General features: G+C 44.0%; 13 protein-coding genes. 8 read left to right on the top strand and 5 right to left on the bottom strand.

What is annotated here, in order from left to right; translation table 11 throughout:
- Positions 1-76: 76 nt before the first annotated feature.
- The gene (locus GVO60_RS15805) at positions 77-1,075 is read right to left on the bottom strand and encodes a porin (RefSeq protein ID WP_159655716.1); all 999 of its coding nucleotides are present in this window, start codon (positions 1,073-1,075) and stop codon (positions 77-79) included.
- Positions 1,076-1,614: 539 nt separating this feature from the next.
- Here GVO60_RS15805 and greA point away from each other — a divergent pair.
- Positions 1,615-2,088, top strand: a complete 474-nt coding sequence (greA, locus tag GVO60_RS15810; RefSeq protein ID WP_159655718.1) for a transcription elongation factor GreA — start codon at positions 1,615-1,617, stop codon at positions 2,086-2,088.
- Between the two features lie 87 nt (positions 2,089-2,175).
- On the opposite strand, the gene yhbY is transcribed toward greA, so the two are convergent.
- Positions 2,176-2,472, bottom strand: coding sequence for a ribosome assembly RNA-binding protein YhbY (yhbY, locus tag GVO60_RS15815; protein ID WP_159655720.1), 297 nt, complete (start codon positions 2,470-2,472; stop codon positions 2,176-2,178).
- 113 nt (positions 2,473-2,585) lie between these two features.
- Between yhbY and rlmE the strand changes: the two genes are divergently transcribed.
- The 4 genes from rlmE (at position 2,586) to glmM (ending at position 7,542) form a co-directional block, all read left to right on the top strand.
- On the top strand, positions 2,586-3,215 hold the full coding sequence (gene rlmE, locus GVO60_RS15820; RefSeq protein WP_159655722.1) for a 23S rRNA (uridine(2552)-2'-O)-methyltransferase RlmE: 630 nt from the start codon (positions 2,586-2,588) through the stop codon (positions 3,213-3,215).
- A 108-nt stretch (positions 3,216-3,323) separates the two neighbouring features.
- On the top strand, positions 3,324-5,291 hold the full coding sequence (ftsH, locus tag GVO60_RS15825; protein WP_159655724.1) for an ATP-dependent zinc metalloprotease FtsH: 1,968 nt from the start codon (positions 3,324-3,326) through the stop codon (positions 5,289-5,291).
- Between the two features lie 49 nt (positions 5,292-5,340).
- Positions 5,341-6,171, top strand: coding sequence for a dihydropteroate synthase (gene folP / locus GVO60_RS15830; RefSeq protein ID WP_159655726.1), 831 nt, complete (start codon positions 5,341-5,343; stop codon positions 6,169-6,171).
- A 30-nt stretch (positions 6,172-6,201) separates the two neighbouring features.
- Entirely contained in the window at positions 6,202-7,542 is a 1,341-nt protein-coding gene (gene glmM, locus GVO60_RS15835; RefSeq protein ID WP_159655728.1) for a phosphoglucosamine mutase, read from the top strand.
- Positions 7,543-7,612: 70 nt separating this feature from the next.
- Here the strand turns inward: glmM and GVO60_RS15840 are convergent, their stop codons facing one another.
- The gene (locus GVO60_RS15840; protein WP_159655730.1) at positions 7,613-8,059 is read right to left on the bottom strand and encodes a DUF2541 family protein; all 447 of its coding nucleotides are present in this window, start codon (positions 8,057-8,059) and stop codon (positions 7,613-7,615) included.
- A gap of 55 nt (positions 8,060-8,114) precedes the next feature.
- Here GVO60_RS15840 and GVO60_RS15845 point away from each other — a divergent pair, with 55 nt between their 5' ends.
- Positions 8,115-8,513, top strand: a complete 399-nt coding sequence (locus GVO60_RS15845) for a DNA polymerase III subunit psi (RefSeq protein WP_159655732.1) — start codon at positions 8,115-8,117, stop codon at positions 8,511-8,513.
- 3 nt (positions 8,514-8,516) lie between these two features.
- Positions 8,517-8,963 carry a ribosomal protein S18-alanine N-acetyltransferase gene (gene rimI / locus GVO60_RS15850; protein WP_159655734.1) on the top strand — a complete coding sequence of 149 codons (447 nt, stop codon included), beginning with the start codon at positions 8,517-8,519 and terminating at the stop codon, positions 8,961-8,963.
- Between the two features lie 15 nt (positions 8,964-8,978).
- Here rimI and GVO60_RS15855 read toward each other — a convergent pair whose 3' ends face one another.
- Entirely contained in the window at positions 8,979-11,030 is a 2,052-nt protein-coding gene (locus GVO60_RS15855; RefSeq protein ID WP_159655736.1) for a putative bifunctional diguanylate cyclase/phosphodiesterase, read from the bottom strand.
- Between the two features lie 218 nt (positions 11,031-11,248).
- On the opposite strand from GVO60_RS15855, the gene prfC reads away from it, so the two are divergent.
- Positions 11,249-12,838: a peptide chain release factor 3 gene (gene prfC / locus GVO60_RS15860; protein WP_159655738.1), complete on the top strand. Its 1,590-nt coding sequence runs from the start codon at positions 11,249-11,251 to the stop codon at positions 12,836-12,838.
- A 312-nt stretch (positions 12,839-13,150) separates the two neighbouring features.
- Here the strand turns inward: prfC and srmB are convergent, their stop codons facing one another.
- Entirely contained in the window at positions 13,151-14,386 is a 1,236-nt protein-coding gene (srmB, locus tag GVO60_RS15865) for an ATP-dependent RNA helicase SrmB (protein ID WP_159655740.1), read from the bottom strand.
- Positions 14,387-14,441 lie beyond the last annotated feature (55 nt).

The raw sequence follows: 14,441 nt of genomic DNA on the forward strand, positions 1-14,441 counted from the left end.
TAATGGCCAGTATAACCAGTAAAAAAAACGCCCGCTATAGAGCGGGCGTCTTAGATTCATGACATTAAATCATAAATTAGAAGTCGTAACGTAGGCCGATAGCTAGCTCGTCTTCAGCATCCATCTTAGATGCAGTACCGTTACCAGCGCCAACTGTACCTAGCTTGTCACCTTTGTCGATAAGGTTAAAGTTGTATGATACGTAGCCGCGGAAGTTAGGCTTGAAGTAGTAAGTTGCATCGATTGCAACGTTGTCTGCAGATGTTTCACCATCAGTTTCAGCGTTGTTGTACGTAGTAGTGAATACAGTTTGGTTTAGCGTGTATGCTGCTGCGAATTCGTAACCAGTGTAGTCTGCATCTTTCTTATCTAGCTCACCGTTAGTGTAAGTTGTTGCTAGGTATAGATCTTGTACTGCGAAAGATGCTGCAAGCATGTATTCGTTTTGATCTTTTTGATCAGCGTAACCAGCACCTAGTTTTAGGCCTGTATCAGCTACTGCGTAGATAGCAGATAGAGAGTAGCCATCTTCGCCATTGTCGCCGTATGCACCAGCGTCAGAAGTCGTGCCTTCAACGCGGTCAGCAAAACGGTAGCTTGCTTTTAGGCTAAGGTCGTCGAATTGACCTTTGTAAGAAACCATGTTGTCTACGCGGTCTGCTGCTGCGATTTTGTGCGCTGCAGAGTTACCGTGGTAAGCCATGATATCTGTGAAGTCTGTGATAACGCCTAGTGCGCCGTCGTTTTTACCGTAAGTTACTTCACCAAACTGACCGCCTAGACCAGCGTAGATGTAACGGTGATCGATGTCATCTTCATCTGCGTTGTCAGCAGTAGTGAACTCACCTTCGTAAAAACCAACGCCGTACAAGCCGTCAGTGATTTGAGTTGTACCTAGGAAGTTTAGACGTACGCGAGAGTTGTCTTGCGCTTTGCCATCTTTAAGAGAAAGACGCGCTTCAGCACGGCCGCCCATGTCTAGAGTAGTGCCGTCTTGGTTGTAGATTTCTGCCGCGTTAGCACCAGTAGCCACTGCTGCAGCTGAAACTGCAAGAGCAATCAGAGTTTTGTTCATCTTATAAGTCCTAATTTACTGTCCATAAATAGTTATATGCGAGCGATAACTCATTTTTCCGTAGTTATCCTCTAATTATTGCTCGTGTGAATCAAGACTCATATTCAAGATTTATGTCAAAAATAAGCAAGAATTGATAACGCTTCACAAGCAATCGGTGAACAATGTTTTAACGCCAAAGTTCCTCGGTGGGGTAGTAAAATGATATAAAATTGGATTATGAACACTGTTTTATTTTAAGTAAATAAATATCAAACTATTGTTTTGTAAGGGTATATCTTTGCTAATTGATGTTTGTCTAAAGTGTCGAAGTTTAGTTTTTTTTACGCGCTTATAGGCTTTTTCATACAGGGTAGTGATGTTCGTATGAAAAATAATCACTTCGTTATGCGCGGGGATTTTTGATGTGTTGGAATTATGGTGATTTAGTTGCCAAGTTTGTTTACACTAGAACAAATTGATGAGTTAACTAGACTACCTAGCCCCTTGGGTTGGGGAGTTTCTTATTGTCCAAAGACTGCTTTGGAATGAGGTAAACAATGGAAAAAGTCCCAATGACACTACGCGGCGAGAAAAAGCTGCGTGAAGAACTCGACCGACTACTGAAGCTTCGTCCACAAATCTCAGAAGCTATTGCAGAAGCTCGTGAACTGGGTGACCTTAAGGAAAATGCTGAATACCATGCCGCTCGTGAAGAGCAAGGTATCTGTGAAGCGCAAATTCGTGATATCGAGTACAAATTGTCGGTTGCTCAAGTGATCGATGTAACCAAAATGGATAACTCGGGCAAAGTTATCTTTGGTTCAACAGTGACTTTGATTGACTGTGATACTGAAGAAGAGAAAACCTATCAAATCGTTGGTGATGATGAAGCTGACATTAAAGCGGGTCGTATCTCTGTAAGTTCGCCGATTGCTCGTGGCTTGATTGGTAAAATGGAAGGCGATGAAGTCGTGATTTCAACACCAGGCGGTGAGCGTGACTTTGAAATTGACCGTGTAGATTACATCTAAGTACGTCTTTCAAAGTGACCAAGGTCTGAATTTTGAAATTAAAAAAGGTCGCTTAAGCGACCTTTTTTATTGCGGACGAAGTAAAAATTACTTACGTGGCAGTTCGATTTTACGCTCGTCTGTTTGACGGAATAGAATCAGAGTTTTACCGATTACTTGCACTTTTTCTGCGCGCGTTTCGCGTACAATAGCGTCTACAATCAGGTTTTTAGTCTCACGATCTTCAGTTGCGACTTTAACTTTGATTAGCTCATGGTGATCAAGAGCAATTTCAATTTCCGCTAGAACAGCTTCAGTTAGTCCGTTTGCGCCCATAAGCACGACAGGTTTTAGACTGTGCGCTAGGCCTTTTAGATGCTGCTTTTGTTTGGTGCTTAGGTTCATTACGCGGCCAATTTTCTTTAATATAAGGGTTGAAAAATACCATTTTAACGCCATCTATCCCTGAAGACTATAATTTATTGGGTAAGTTGGTCCCTCTATCTGTTAGGAATCAAATGAGCAAACAAAAACATTCAGCGAGCTCAGGCCGCTGGTTGAAAGAACATTTTGATGATAAATACGCAAATGAAGCTCGTAAAAAGGGCTATCGTTCACGTGCATATTTCAAAATGGAAGAGATCCAAACTAAGGATAAACTCCTAAAACCTGGTATGACTGTGGTCGATTTAGGCGCGGCTCCCGGTGGTTGGTCTCAATATGCTGCTAAGATAATAGGTGACGGAGGGCAAATTATTGCGTGTGACCTGTTGCCTATGGATCCCATTGCAGGTGTAAGCTTCCTTCAAGGTGACTTTCGTGATGATGCAGTTTTAGAAGCATTACTCGATAGAATCCAACCGTCGATGGTTGATGTAGTTATGTCTGACATGGCACCAAACATCGCGGGAAACAACTCCGTAGATCAGCCTCGCGCTATGTATTTAGTTGAATTGGCTTTAGATATGTGTCGACAAGTTCTAGCCCCAAATGGTAGCTTTGTTGTAAAGGTTTTCCAGGGGGAAGGCTTCGATCAGTTTGTGAAAGAAGTCCGAGACAACTTTAAAGCCGTAAAAATTAGAAAACCTGACTCATCGAGAGCTCGCTCACGGGAAGTCTTCGTTGTAGCCACTGGTTACAAAGGTTAACTATTTTGCCCTCTGATGGGCAAGTTAACACTATAGCTACAGGTTATAAACTGTAGTACCCTACCTTTAATTACAATTAGTTATCGAGAGGCTGACACCTTGAGTGACATGGCAAAAAATTTAATTCTGTGGCTTGTTATCGCCGTCGTGTTGATGTCGGTTTTCCAGAGCTTTGGCCCTGGAGAGAGCAATGGCAGAGCGGTGGATTACACCACGTTTGTACAGGAAGTTGGCCAAGGCCAGATTCAGGAAGCAACTTTTAAAGACGGTGAAATCTCTTTCATTCGTCGTGGCGGCGGCTCGCGTTATGTTACTTACATGCCAGTCTACGACCAGAAGCTACTTGATGACCTAATTAATCAAAATGTAAAAGTGCAAGGTACACCACCAGAAGAGCAAAGCTTACTGGGTACTATCTTTATCTCTTGGTTCCCAATGATCTTGTTGATCGGTGTATGGATTTTCTTCATGCGTCAGATGCAAGGTGGCGGTGGTAAAGGCGCGATGTCTTTCGGTAAGAGCAAAGCACGTATGATGAGCGAAGAGCAAATCAAAACGACTTTCGCTGATGTTGCTGGTTGTGACGAAGCAAAAGAAGACGTGAAAGAGCTTGTCGATTACCTACGTGACCCAAGCCGATTCCAAAAGCTGGGCGGCAAGATCCCAACAGGCGTACTGATGGTTGGTCCTCCTGGTACGGGTAAAACGTTACTTGCTAAAGCGATTGCTGGTGAAGCGAAAGTACCGTTCTTTACTATCTCAGGTTCTGACTTTGTTGAAATGTTTGTTGGTGTCGGTGCATCACGTGTTCGTGACATGTTCGAGCAAGCCAAGAAAGCAGCACCTTGTATCATCTTCATCGATGAAATCGATGCCGTAGGTCGTCAGCGTGGCGCGGGTGTTGGTGGTGGTCACGATGAACGTGAACAAACACTAAACCAAATGCTGGTTGAGATGGATGGCTTTGAAGGTAACGAAGGTATTATCGTTATTGCTGCGACTAACCGTCCAGATGTACTAGACCCTGCATTGCTTCGTCCTGGTCGTTTTGACCGTCAGGTAGTTGTTGGCCTTCCAGATGTACGTGGTCGTGAACAAATTCTTAAAGTACACATGCGTAAAGTCCCTCTAGCGGGTGACGTAGAGCCTTCTCTAATCGCACGTGGTACACCGGGTTTCTCTGGTGCTGACCTTGCGAACTTAGTGAATGAAGCTGCGTTATTTGCCGCTCGCGGTAACAAACGCAACGTTTCTATGGTTGAGTTTGAATTGGCTAAAGACAAGATCATGATGGGTGCAGAGCGCCGTTCAATGGTTATGTCGGAAGAAACGAAAGAATCAACGGCATATCACGAAGCGGGTCACGCGATTGTTGGTCGTTTGGTACCTGAGCACGATCCAGTGTACAAGGTATCGATCATTCCACGTGGTCGTGCACTTGGTGTGACAATGTACTTACCAGAGCAAGATCGTGTAAGTATGTCTCGTCAACACCTAGAGTCGATGGTTTCTAGCCTTTACGGTGGTCGTCTAGCTGAAGAGCTTATCTACGGTGCTGAAAAAGTATCAACGGGCGCATCAAACGATATTGAGCGCGCTACCGATATCGCTCGTAAGATGGTGACTCAATGGGGCTTCTCTGAAAAACTTGGTCCACTTCTTTATGCTGAAGAAGAAGGTGAAGTGTTCCTTGGCCGCAGTGTGACTCAGACCAAACACATGTCTGACGACACAGCGAAGCTGATTGATGATGAAATTCGTCTTATCATCGACCGCAACTATGCTCGCGCGAAGCAGATCCTTGAAGACAACATGGATATTATGCATGCGATGAAAGATGCGCTGATGAAATACGAAACCATCGATGCAGGTCAAATTGATGACCTGATGGAGCGTAAATCAGAAATTCGTGAGCCAGCAGGTTGGGGTGACAACCAAAACGGCAAACCAGAAGCAAAGACTGAAGCGAAAGCAGAAGAAAAAGATGAAACGGTTGAGCAGCCAAAAGCTGAAGAGCAACCGACTTCTCAAGAGAATACTTCAGCGGAAGCATCAGAGAAAAAAGACTCTGAATAATTGAGTTAAGAAATAAACCCCGAGGCGACTCGGGGTTTTTGTATTTATTATGATAATTACCGCAAACAACAAGACCCTAGACTTATCAACTCCTCAAGTCATGGGCATACTCAACGTCACACCAGACTCCTTCTCTGACGGTGGAAAATTCAATTCTCTCGACAATGCTCTTACCCAGGCGAAAGCTATGGTAGATGCGGGTGTCACCATTATCGATATTGGTGGCGAGTCGACTCGTCCGGGTGCGCCGGATGTTGCGTTAGAAGAAGAGCTACAGCGTGTTATTCCTATCATTAGGGCGATTCGTCAACAATCTGATGTATGGATCTCGATTGATACCAGCAAAGCGGAAGTAATGCGTCAAGCTGCTGAGGTTGGTGCTGACATCATCAATGATGTACGAGCACTGCAAGAGCCTGGTGCGCTTGAAGTTGCTGCTAAAACAGGTCTACCTATTTGTTTGATGCACATGCAAGGCCAACCTAGGACCATGCAAGCTAACCCTCATTACGATGATTTGTTGCTGGAAGTCGGAGAGTTTCTTGAAGAGCGTATCTCTGCGTGCGAGTCGGTGGGAATCTCCCGTGACCAGCTGATCTTAGACCCAGGTTTTGGGTTCGGAAAGACAATTGAGCATAACTACCACATGTTGGCGCATCTAGAGCAGTTCCATAAATTTGGATTACCTCTACTGGCTGGAATGTCGCGTAAATCGATGATTTTTAAATTGCTCGATAAAGCGCCTGATCAATGTGTTGCGGCCAGTGTAAGCTGCGCGACAATCGCGGCGATGAAAGGTGCGCAAATCATTCGCGTGCACGATTTTGAACAAACGCTTGATGCTGTAAAAATTGTTTCAATGGTTACTCAAAATCATTAAACAGAAAACGATTATAAAAAAGGATTCATTATGTCTGATAAGAGACGTTATTTTGGTACTGATGGTGTTCGCGGCAAAGTAGGGCAATATCCAATTACGCCTGATTTTGTGCTTAAACTTGGTTGGGCTGCAGGTCGTGTGTTGGCTAAGCAAGGCACAAAGAAGGTGATCATTGGTAAAGATACCCGTATCTCTGGCTATATGCTGGAGTCTGCGCTAGAAGCCGGTCTTGCCGCTGCTGGTCTAAAGGCGACGTTCACAGGTCCAATGCCGACACCTGCTGTCGCGTACTTAACGCAAACTTTCCGTGCTGAAGCGGGAATCGTGATTTCTGCTTCTCACAATCCTTATTACGACAACGGTATTAAGTTCTTCTCATCTGAAGGGACGAAGCTTCCTGATGACGTAGAGTTAGCGATTGAAGCTGAACTCGACAAAGAGATTGAATGCGTTGAATCTTCAATGTTGGGTAAAGCGACGCGTCTAAATGATGCGGCTGGCCGTTATATCGAATTTTGTAAAAGTACATTCCCGACAGAGCTTAGTCTTGCTGGACAAAAGATCGTGGTTGACTGTGCACATGGCGCGACTTATCACATTGCACCAGCGGTATTTAGTGAGTTAGGTGCTGAAGTGATTGCGATGGGAGTTGAGCCAAACGGCACTAACATCAACCATGAAGTTGGCGCGACAGATGTCCGTGCTCTGCAAAAACGTGTGGTGGAAGAAGGCGCTGCCCTAGGTTTAGCATTCGACGGCGACGGCGACCGTATTATCATGGTCGATCACCTAGGTAATAAAGTTGATGGTGACCAAATTGCTTACATTATCGCTCGTGATGCACTGCGCCGCGGTGAGCTGAAAGGTGGCGTTGTTGGTACGCTAATGACAAACCTTGGTATGGAAAACGGCTTGAAGCAATTAGGTATTCCATTTGTTCGTGCAGCAGTAGGTGACCGTTATGTCATGGAGCAACTGCTCGCAAAAGGCTGGAAGATTGGTGCTGAAAACTCAGGTCACGTCATTTTGTTGGACAAAGTAACCACTGGTGATGCAATTGTCGCAGCCTTGCAAGTACTGGCTTCAGTCGTCGGCAGTGATATGTCTCTTCATGATCTTTCTCAAGGTATGACGCTATACCCGCAAGTGCTTGAAAATGTCCGTTTTGAAGGTGATTCAAACCCACTTGACGCAGAAGCGGTTAAGCAGGCAACAAAAGAAGTGGAAGCTGAACTGGGCGATAAAGGCCGAGTATTACTGCGTAAATCAGGTACTGAGCCACTGATTCGCGTTATGGTTGAAGGTGAAGATGCAGAGCTTGTTCAATCATCAGCGTTAAAAATTGCTGACGCGGTGAAGGCGAGCTTCTAATCGTTAATCATTGGATTGATGTAAAAAGCGCTACCTTGGAGTAGCGCTTTTTTTAATCTTGCGGTGATAGTTATTTTTCTTCTTCGGTGCGTTTTTTACCCCACACTTCAATCTTAGCTTTTTTGCTTAAACCAATCGCACTTAAGGTGGTGCTACCCCAGCTGTCGTAAGTCATATCTAGTTTTTTGAATTTACTATTTTCATCACCTGGTAAGGTCCATGCTCGAGTTGACATACCTTTAGTCAGTGTACCCATGGTTTTAAGCTCTTTGGAGCTGCCATCAGACATAGTCACGACAATCTTTTTGAGGTTCACTGTACCTTGAACCACTTTGATTTTAATTTTGCTGAAGTTGCGTTGGCTAATGTAGGCCATAGGTTCAACAGTATCTGTTTCTGACTTATAGTTAACCACTTTGTCGCTAATTTTGACCCAGTCATCACTCTCTTTCGCGTAACCTTGAAAAGTGGTAAATAGAACCAGTGATGAGATTAAAATAGTGATGAAATGTTTCATAGGGCCTCTGATTTTTGTGTTAGGATCGCCTCGTTCAAACCAGTGACGACTCCTTATGCCACAACACGAGATACAGTATTTACAAGAGATGGGCATTCAGTGCTATGAACTGACTCACCCAGAAAGATTGCAAGGCTACCAATCGCCAACGTTAGTTTTGCAAGCGTCTTGTCAACTTTTGCTCATCTCCCCCCAATGTCCGAAAAAAGAGACAGCTTTGTTGTTTGAGCGAGTGTTGAAAAGTTTAAAACTGGAACTAAACCAATCGCTTCATATCTATCCCGAGCAACTCGATCAACTGTCTGAACCGTTTACCGGTTGGGTATGGTTTGCAGGATGTGATGTGCCAATCGACTACGAAGGAAAGGTTCTTACCACGCCGTTGATTCATCTTATCGATGGAAACAATGAATTACGCCGCGCTTTGTGGCAACAAATCTGCTCTTATCAATAAGTTATGACTCTACAAATTATCCCGTTAGCGGTAGAACATCTCGATGATGTTTACCGCATTGAAGTCTCTGCTCATTCGCATCCTTGGTCTGAAAATATGATCAGAGATGTAAATAGTCGTGGTGCATGTCATCATGTTTTACTGGATGGTGATCGGTTGGTTGGGTATTTCTACGCGCAAAATATAGTGGGCGAAGTGACTTTGCTGAATGTTGCCGTTGAGCCTGAGTTGCAAGGAAAGGGGTATGGTAAAGCACTTATTGAAGCTTTACTTTCATGTTGTGAGAAAGCTAAAGCCGACAGCATTTGGCTCGAAGTGCGAGAAAGCAACCTTCGAGCCTTTGGTCTGTATGAAGAGTATGGTTTTAACGAAGTTGACCGCCGCTTGAATTACTACCCAACCCAAAGCGGTAAAGAAGATGCCATTATTATGAGCTACATCTTTTTCTAATTCGTAGTAGCACCGCTATTTTTGTATGGCTTGGATTGGTTGAACGTCTTCTAATTGGTAATGATTCCTCGCGAAACGTTCGGTTAATTCACTCGCTTGGAGTGGCTTATCGAATAGGTATCCTTGGAATTGTTCGCAGCCCAACCCTTTTAATGTATTTAGCTCGTTGCAATCTTCAACACCCTCTGCAATGACCTCAAGGTTTAGTCTTTGTGCGGTCATGATTATCGTATCAACGATGGCTTGGTCACTTTCATCTAAGTGCAATTGCGTTACGAATGAACGGTCTATTTTTAAAACGTCTACAGACAGATGTTTTAAATACTTCAATGATGAATAACCTGTACCAAAGTCATCAATAGAAGTTTTAAGATTGTATTCTTTTAGCTTCACCATTTTTTGGATCGCGCTTTCTACATTCTCCAAAAGCAAGTTTTCTGTTATCTCTAACTCAATATGATCGCCGACAATTCCAGCTTGAGTCAGTGCCTCACTAATGTGTTCAACGAAAGAGTCCTGAGAAAACTGTAAGGGACTGATATTGATCGCTAAGCGACGAAACGTTTCTGGAAGTACGCCTTGCTCTTTCCAAGTTGCGTATTGATAGCAGGCTTTTTCAATGATCCAATTACCAATCTGAAGTATTTGCCCGGTTTCTTCGGCTATCGGCATAAAGACACCAGGAGGAAGCACTCCTCTATCTGGGTGGTTCCAGCGAATTAAAGCTTCAACGCCGATGATTTGGTGTTCACTGTTTACTTGAGGTTGGTAATAGAGCTCAAGTTGATCTTTGTTGATGGCTTCATGTAAACCTTTCTCGATCTCTAAGAAAGATTCCACTTGAGCTTGCATTTCAGGTTCGTAGAACATGTATTTGTTTCTACCACACACCTTAGCTCGATAGAGGGCGGTATCGGCTTGACGTAGTACATCAATGTTAGTGCTGCCAACGGAAGGAAAAACAGCAATACCGACACTGACGGTACAATACAACTGGTGATCGTCAATTGAATATGGGTTAGAAATCAGCGCAAGTAGTTGTTGTGCGAGATCGTGGGCTTTCTCCGATTGGGTATTGGGTAGCAAGATGGCAAACTCATCGCCACCGATTCGAGCCGCCGTATATTCTTCTTTGAGCCACGCTTCTATACGCATGGAAATCGCTTTAATCAAATGATCGCCAATCGTATGTCCGAGCGAGTCATTGATGGTTTTAAATCTATCTAGATCGAGGTAAAACAAAGCTCCTGTCTGACTTTTGATATTCGCTGTATCAATGGATTTTCCGAGTAATTGTAGTAGAAGACTCCGGTTCGCTAAACCTGTTAGCGAATCGTAGTAGGCGAGTTGATTGAGTTTAGCTTCTGCCGCTTCTCTATCTTTCCAAAGGTTATGGAAAGTTTTTGCTAAGTGGCCTAATTCATCATCACGATATAGGGTCGGAGGCGGTAAATCGCTTTTATTGTTTTGCAGAGATCGAACCCAATCGATAAGTGTGACTAAAGGCTTAGACAGTTTTTGATAGAAAAAGAACAGTAAGATTGAGGTTAGGAGTATGTTCCTAAATAGATCGAATAAGAGAATCTTACTGGTTTTGGCAATGAAGTCTCGAGCAATGTTGGCTCCGTTAACGGAAAACGCTAACGTTCCAACGACAACATGTGAATTGGGTTGGTGAAGCTCTGTTGTATAAATTGGCGTTCTTGGTGTTAGGTAACTTGAGAGTGCTTCTGTAAAGTTGCCTTGTAGGGAGATGCGGTTTTCCTTAAGGGTTAAAATATCACCGAAGTCGTCAATGATTTCGACTTTATAAATCGCACTGTCCATCATCAAACTTGAAGCGACTTGCTCAGCCAAAAGTTGATTGAGGTGATAAGCCGCTTGACTGGCATTTGAGTAGTTTTGTAATAGCTTAAATTGATAATGTTCTTCAATACGCTTCTGCTCCTGATGAAGATCCACCAAGATGTGATAAAAGCTAAAACATACCCCTAAGAGTACCGAGACTAAAAAGACGGTTTTAGCTTGTCTGAAGGCTAATGAATTTATCTTTTGGCTTTTAGGCATAGTTATATCAAGTTCCCTCTACTCCTTTAGTTATAGCCTATATTTATTGATATTTTAATTCGTATAGAAATTGACGAGCAAATCCAGCCATTTTAATGGTTCAAGTTGCCCCATAAGAGAATATAAGAGAGAATACCGCGCAAAATTGAATCGAATACTCAGAAGCGTCAGTCTAACTGATTTTGTCTTCTGATAATCAGGCAGAAGAAGAACTTTTGATGTCAAATACAACTTTTCTTGGCGAAGTATCTAAACGCAGAACGTTCGCTATTATCTCGCACCCGGATGCGGGTAAAACCACTATTACTGAAAAAGTACTGCTTTTCGGACGCGCTATTCAAACTGCGGGTACGGTGAAAGGCCGTGGCTCTGCTCAGCATGCTAAGTCAGACTGGATGGAGATGGAAAAAGAACGTGGTATCTCGGTTACTACTTCTGTTATGCAGTTTCCTTATAATGACTGCTTGGTTAACCTTCTTGATACTCCAGGACACGAAGACTTCTCGGAAGATACTTACCGCACATTAACAGCGGTAGACTCATGTCTAATGGTGATTGATGCGGCAAAAGGTGTCGAAGACCGTACACGTAAGCTGATGGAAGTAACTCGTCTGCGTGATACGCCAATTGTCACTTTCATGAACAAATTGGACCGTGATGTACGTGATCCAATGGAAGTTCTTGATGAAGTAGAAAGCGAATTGGGCATGTCATGTGCACCGATTTCGTGGCCAATCGGATGTGGTAAAGAGTTTAAAGGTGTTTACCACATACACCGTGATGAAACGATTCTATACGAATCAGGTCACGGCCATGAAATTCAAGAAGTTCGCATCATTAAAGGTCTTGATAACCCAGATCTAGATGAAGCCGTCGGCGCTGACCTAGCGGAAAGTGTACGTGAAGAGCTAGAACTTGTTATGGGCGCATGTCCAGAATTCGACTTAGAGCTATTTCTTGCAGGCGAACTAACACCAGTTTACTTTGGTACTGCACTGGGTAACTTCGGTGTAGACCATATGTTGGATGGTTTGACCAAGTGGGCTCCAGCGCCACAAACGCGTCAAGCGAATGAGCGTCCAGTTGAAGCGACAGAAGAGAAATTCTCTGGCTTCGTATTTAAGATCCAAGCAAACATGGATCCTAAACACCGTGACCGTATTGCTTTCATGCGTATCGTATCAGGTACATACTCTCAAGGTATGAAAATGAACCACGTACGTACAGGTAAAATGGTTAGCATCTCTGATGCAGTGACCTTTATGGCGGGTGACCGTTCTCGCGCAGAGAAAGCGTATGCAGGCGATATTATTGGTCTACACAACCACGGTACGATTCAAATTGGTGATACCTTCTCTCAAGGTGAAGAACTGAAGTTCTCTGGTATTCCAAACTTTGCACCAGAATTGTTCCGCCGTATTCGACTTAAAGATCCACTGAAGCAGAAGCAGCTACTCAAAGGCCTTGTTCAGCTTTCAGAAGAAGGTGCTGTGCAGGTATTCCGTCCTCTGCAGAATAACGACCTTATTGTAGGCGCAGTTGGTGTGCTTCAGTTTGATGTGGTTGTTGCGCGTCTAAAAGCAGAATACAACGTAGAAGCGATTTACGAAGGCGTTAACGTTGCTACAGCTCGTTGGGTTGAATGTTCAGACGGTAAGAAGTTGGATGAGTTCCAGCGTAAGAACCAAACGAACCTTGCACTCGATGGTGGTGATAACCTCACTTACATCGCGCCAACAATGGTTAACCTAAACCTAGCGAAAGAGCGTTTCCCAGAGGTAGAGTTCCGCGCGACTCGCGAACATTAATACTCTTCATATTTGAAGCTCTGACAGCGTTAACTTCACTCATCCGGCCCAGTCATATAGCGTACTATGCTCCTGGAGCCGGATTAGTTTGTTGTCTTGCTCTAACCCCAGCGATTTAGAAGAATTTCTGACAATCTAAGCTATAAAAACACCGTCTTTATTTAGGCGGTATTTTTTTATCTGGCTAAAGTAGAGTTTGTTACTCCTTAGAGCGAAGAATGAGTGAGTAAGGATTCTCGTAAAGCGATTCGAGAACGAAAAAGGGTTGATGCTTTCACATCAACCCTTTTTATTATTTATCGAAAATCGATTCTATTTTTTCTTTGCAACTTTCTTCTTACTTTTCGCTGCGACTTTCTTTTTATCTTCTTTCTTTTTGTTCTTTTTCTTAAACACAGGCTTTCTGTGTTTAGGGCGAAGCTCTTTGATAAAGCGTTCTTTAATCTCTTCACCAATGTAACGTTCTACACGTTTGATCATTGGTTGATCGTGCGCTTCAACAATAGAAACCGCATTACCTTTTTTACCTGCGCGAGCGGTGCGGCCGATACGGTGTAAGTAGACATCTGCGCCGCGTGGCATGTCGTAGTTGATAACATGACTTACATCTGGCAAATCAATACCACGAGCCGCAACGTCTGTCGCAAGCAGTACATTAACCGTTCCGTCACGGAAGCGAGAGATGGCGTTGTTACGACGATCTTGAGGCATTTCCCCCTGAATCCAAGCACAAGGTATTTGCGCTCGCTCCAGCTCAGCACGTAATTCGCCAAGACGCTCACGGGTCTTTAGGAAAACGATCGAGCGTTCTGCTTGCTCGGTAATGATTTTCTTCAGCAGTTCAAGTTTGTGCTCCATGTTATCAGCACGGTGATACCATTGAGCGATCTTCTTGCGTTCGCGACGTGAAGGCTCAGCTTCGATTTGAGCCGGGTCTTTCAGTAGATCAGCGGTGAAGCCTTCAACGCCTTTGCCTTCTAGCGTTGCAGAGAACAGCATGGTCTGTTTACGCCAGCGACACTCAGAAGAGAGGCGGTCTACCGTTGGACCAAAGCCCATATCCAGCATGCGGTCAGCTTCATCAAGGATCAGAGATTCAATCGCACGACAATCAAAACGCTCTGACTCGATGTATTCCATCAAACGACCTGGCGTTGCCACAACGATGTCTTGAGTTTTTGCAAGAATATCAGCATGTTCTTGATATTGAACACCACCGGTAATCGTGAAAATGTTCAATTTCGTGTGTTTTGCCAAAGCGCGTGCTTGGTCAGCAACTTGCATCGCTAGTTCACGAGTCGGAGTTAGAATCAAAACGCGTGCTGGTCCAGGTTTACGACGCGGAAAATCTTGTAAAAACTGCAAAGCTGGCAATACAAATGCTGCAGTTTTACCTGTACCAGTTGGTGCAGAGGCTAGAACATCGCGACCAGCCAATGCTTGTGGAATGGCTTCAGCCTGAATTTGCGTTGGGCGGTCGTAACCCATTTCTTCGATTGCGAGGAGTAGGTTAGGGTCTAACTCTAATTCAGCAAAATTTCTGATCACTATGATGTCTCCACAAGCGAGTTGATGTGAGCGTTAAATTTAAGGGGTCGTATTA

The organism is Vibrio atypicus, from assembly GCF_009811315.1.
GTDB lineage: Bacteria > Pseudomonadota > Gammaproteobacteria > Enterobacterales > Vibrionaceae > Vibrio > Vibrio atypicus.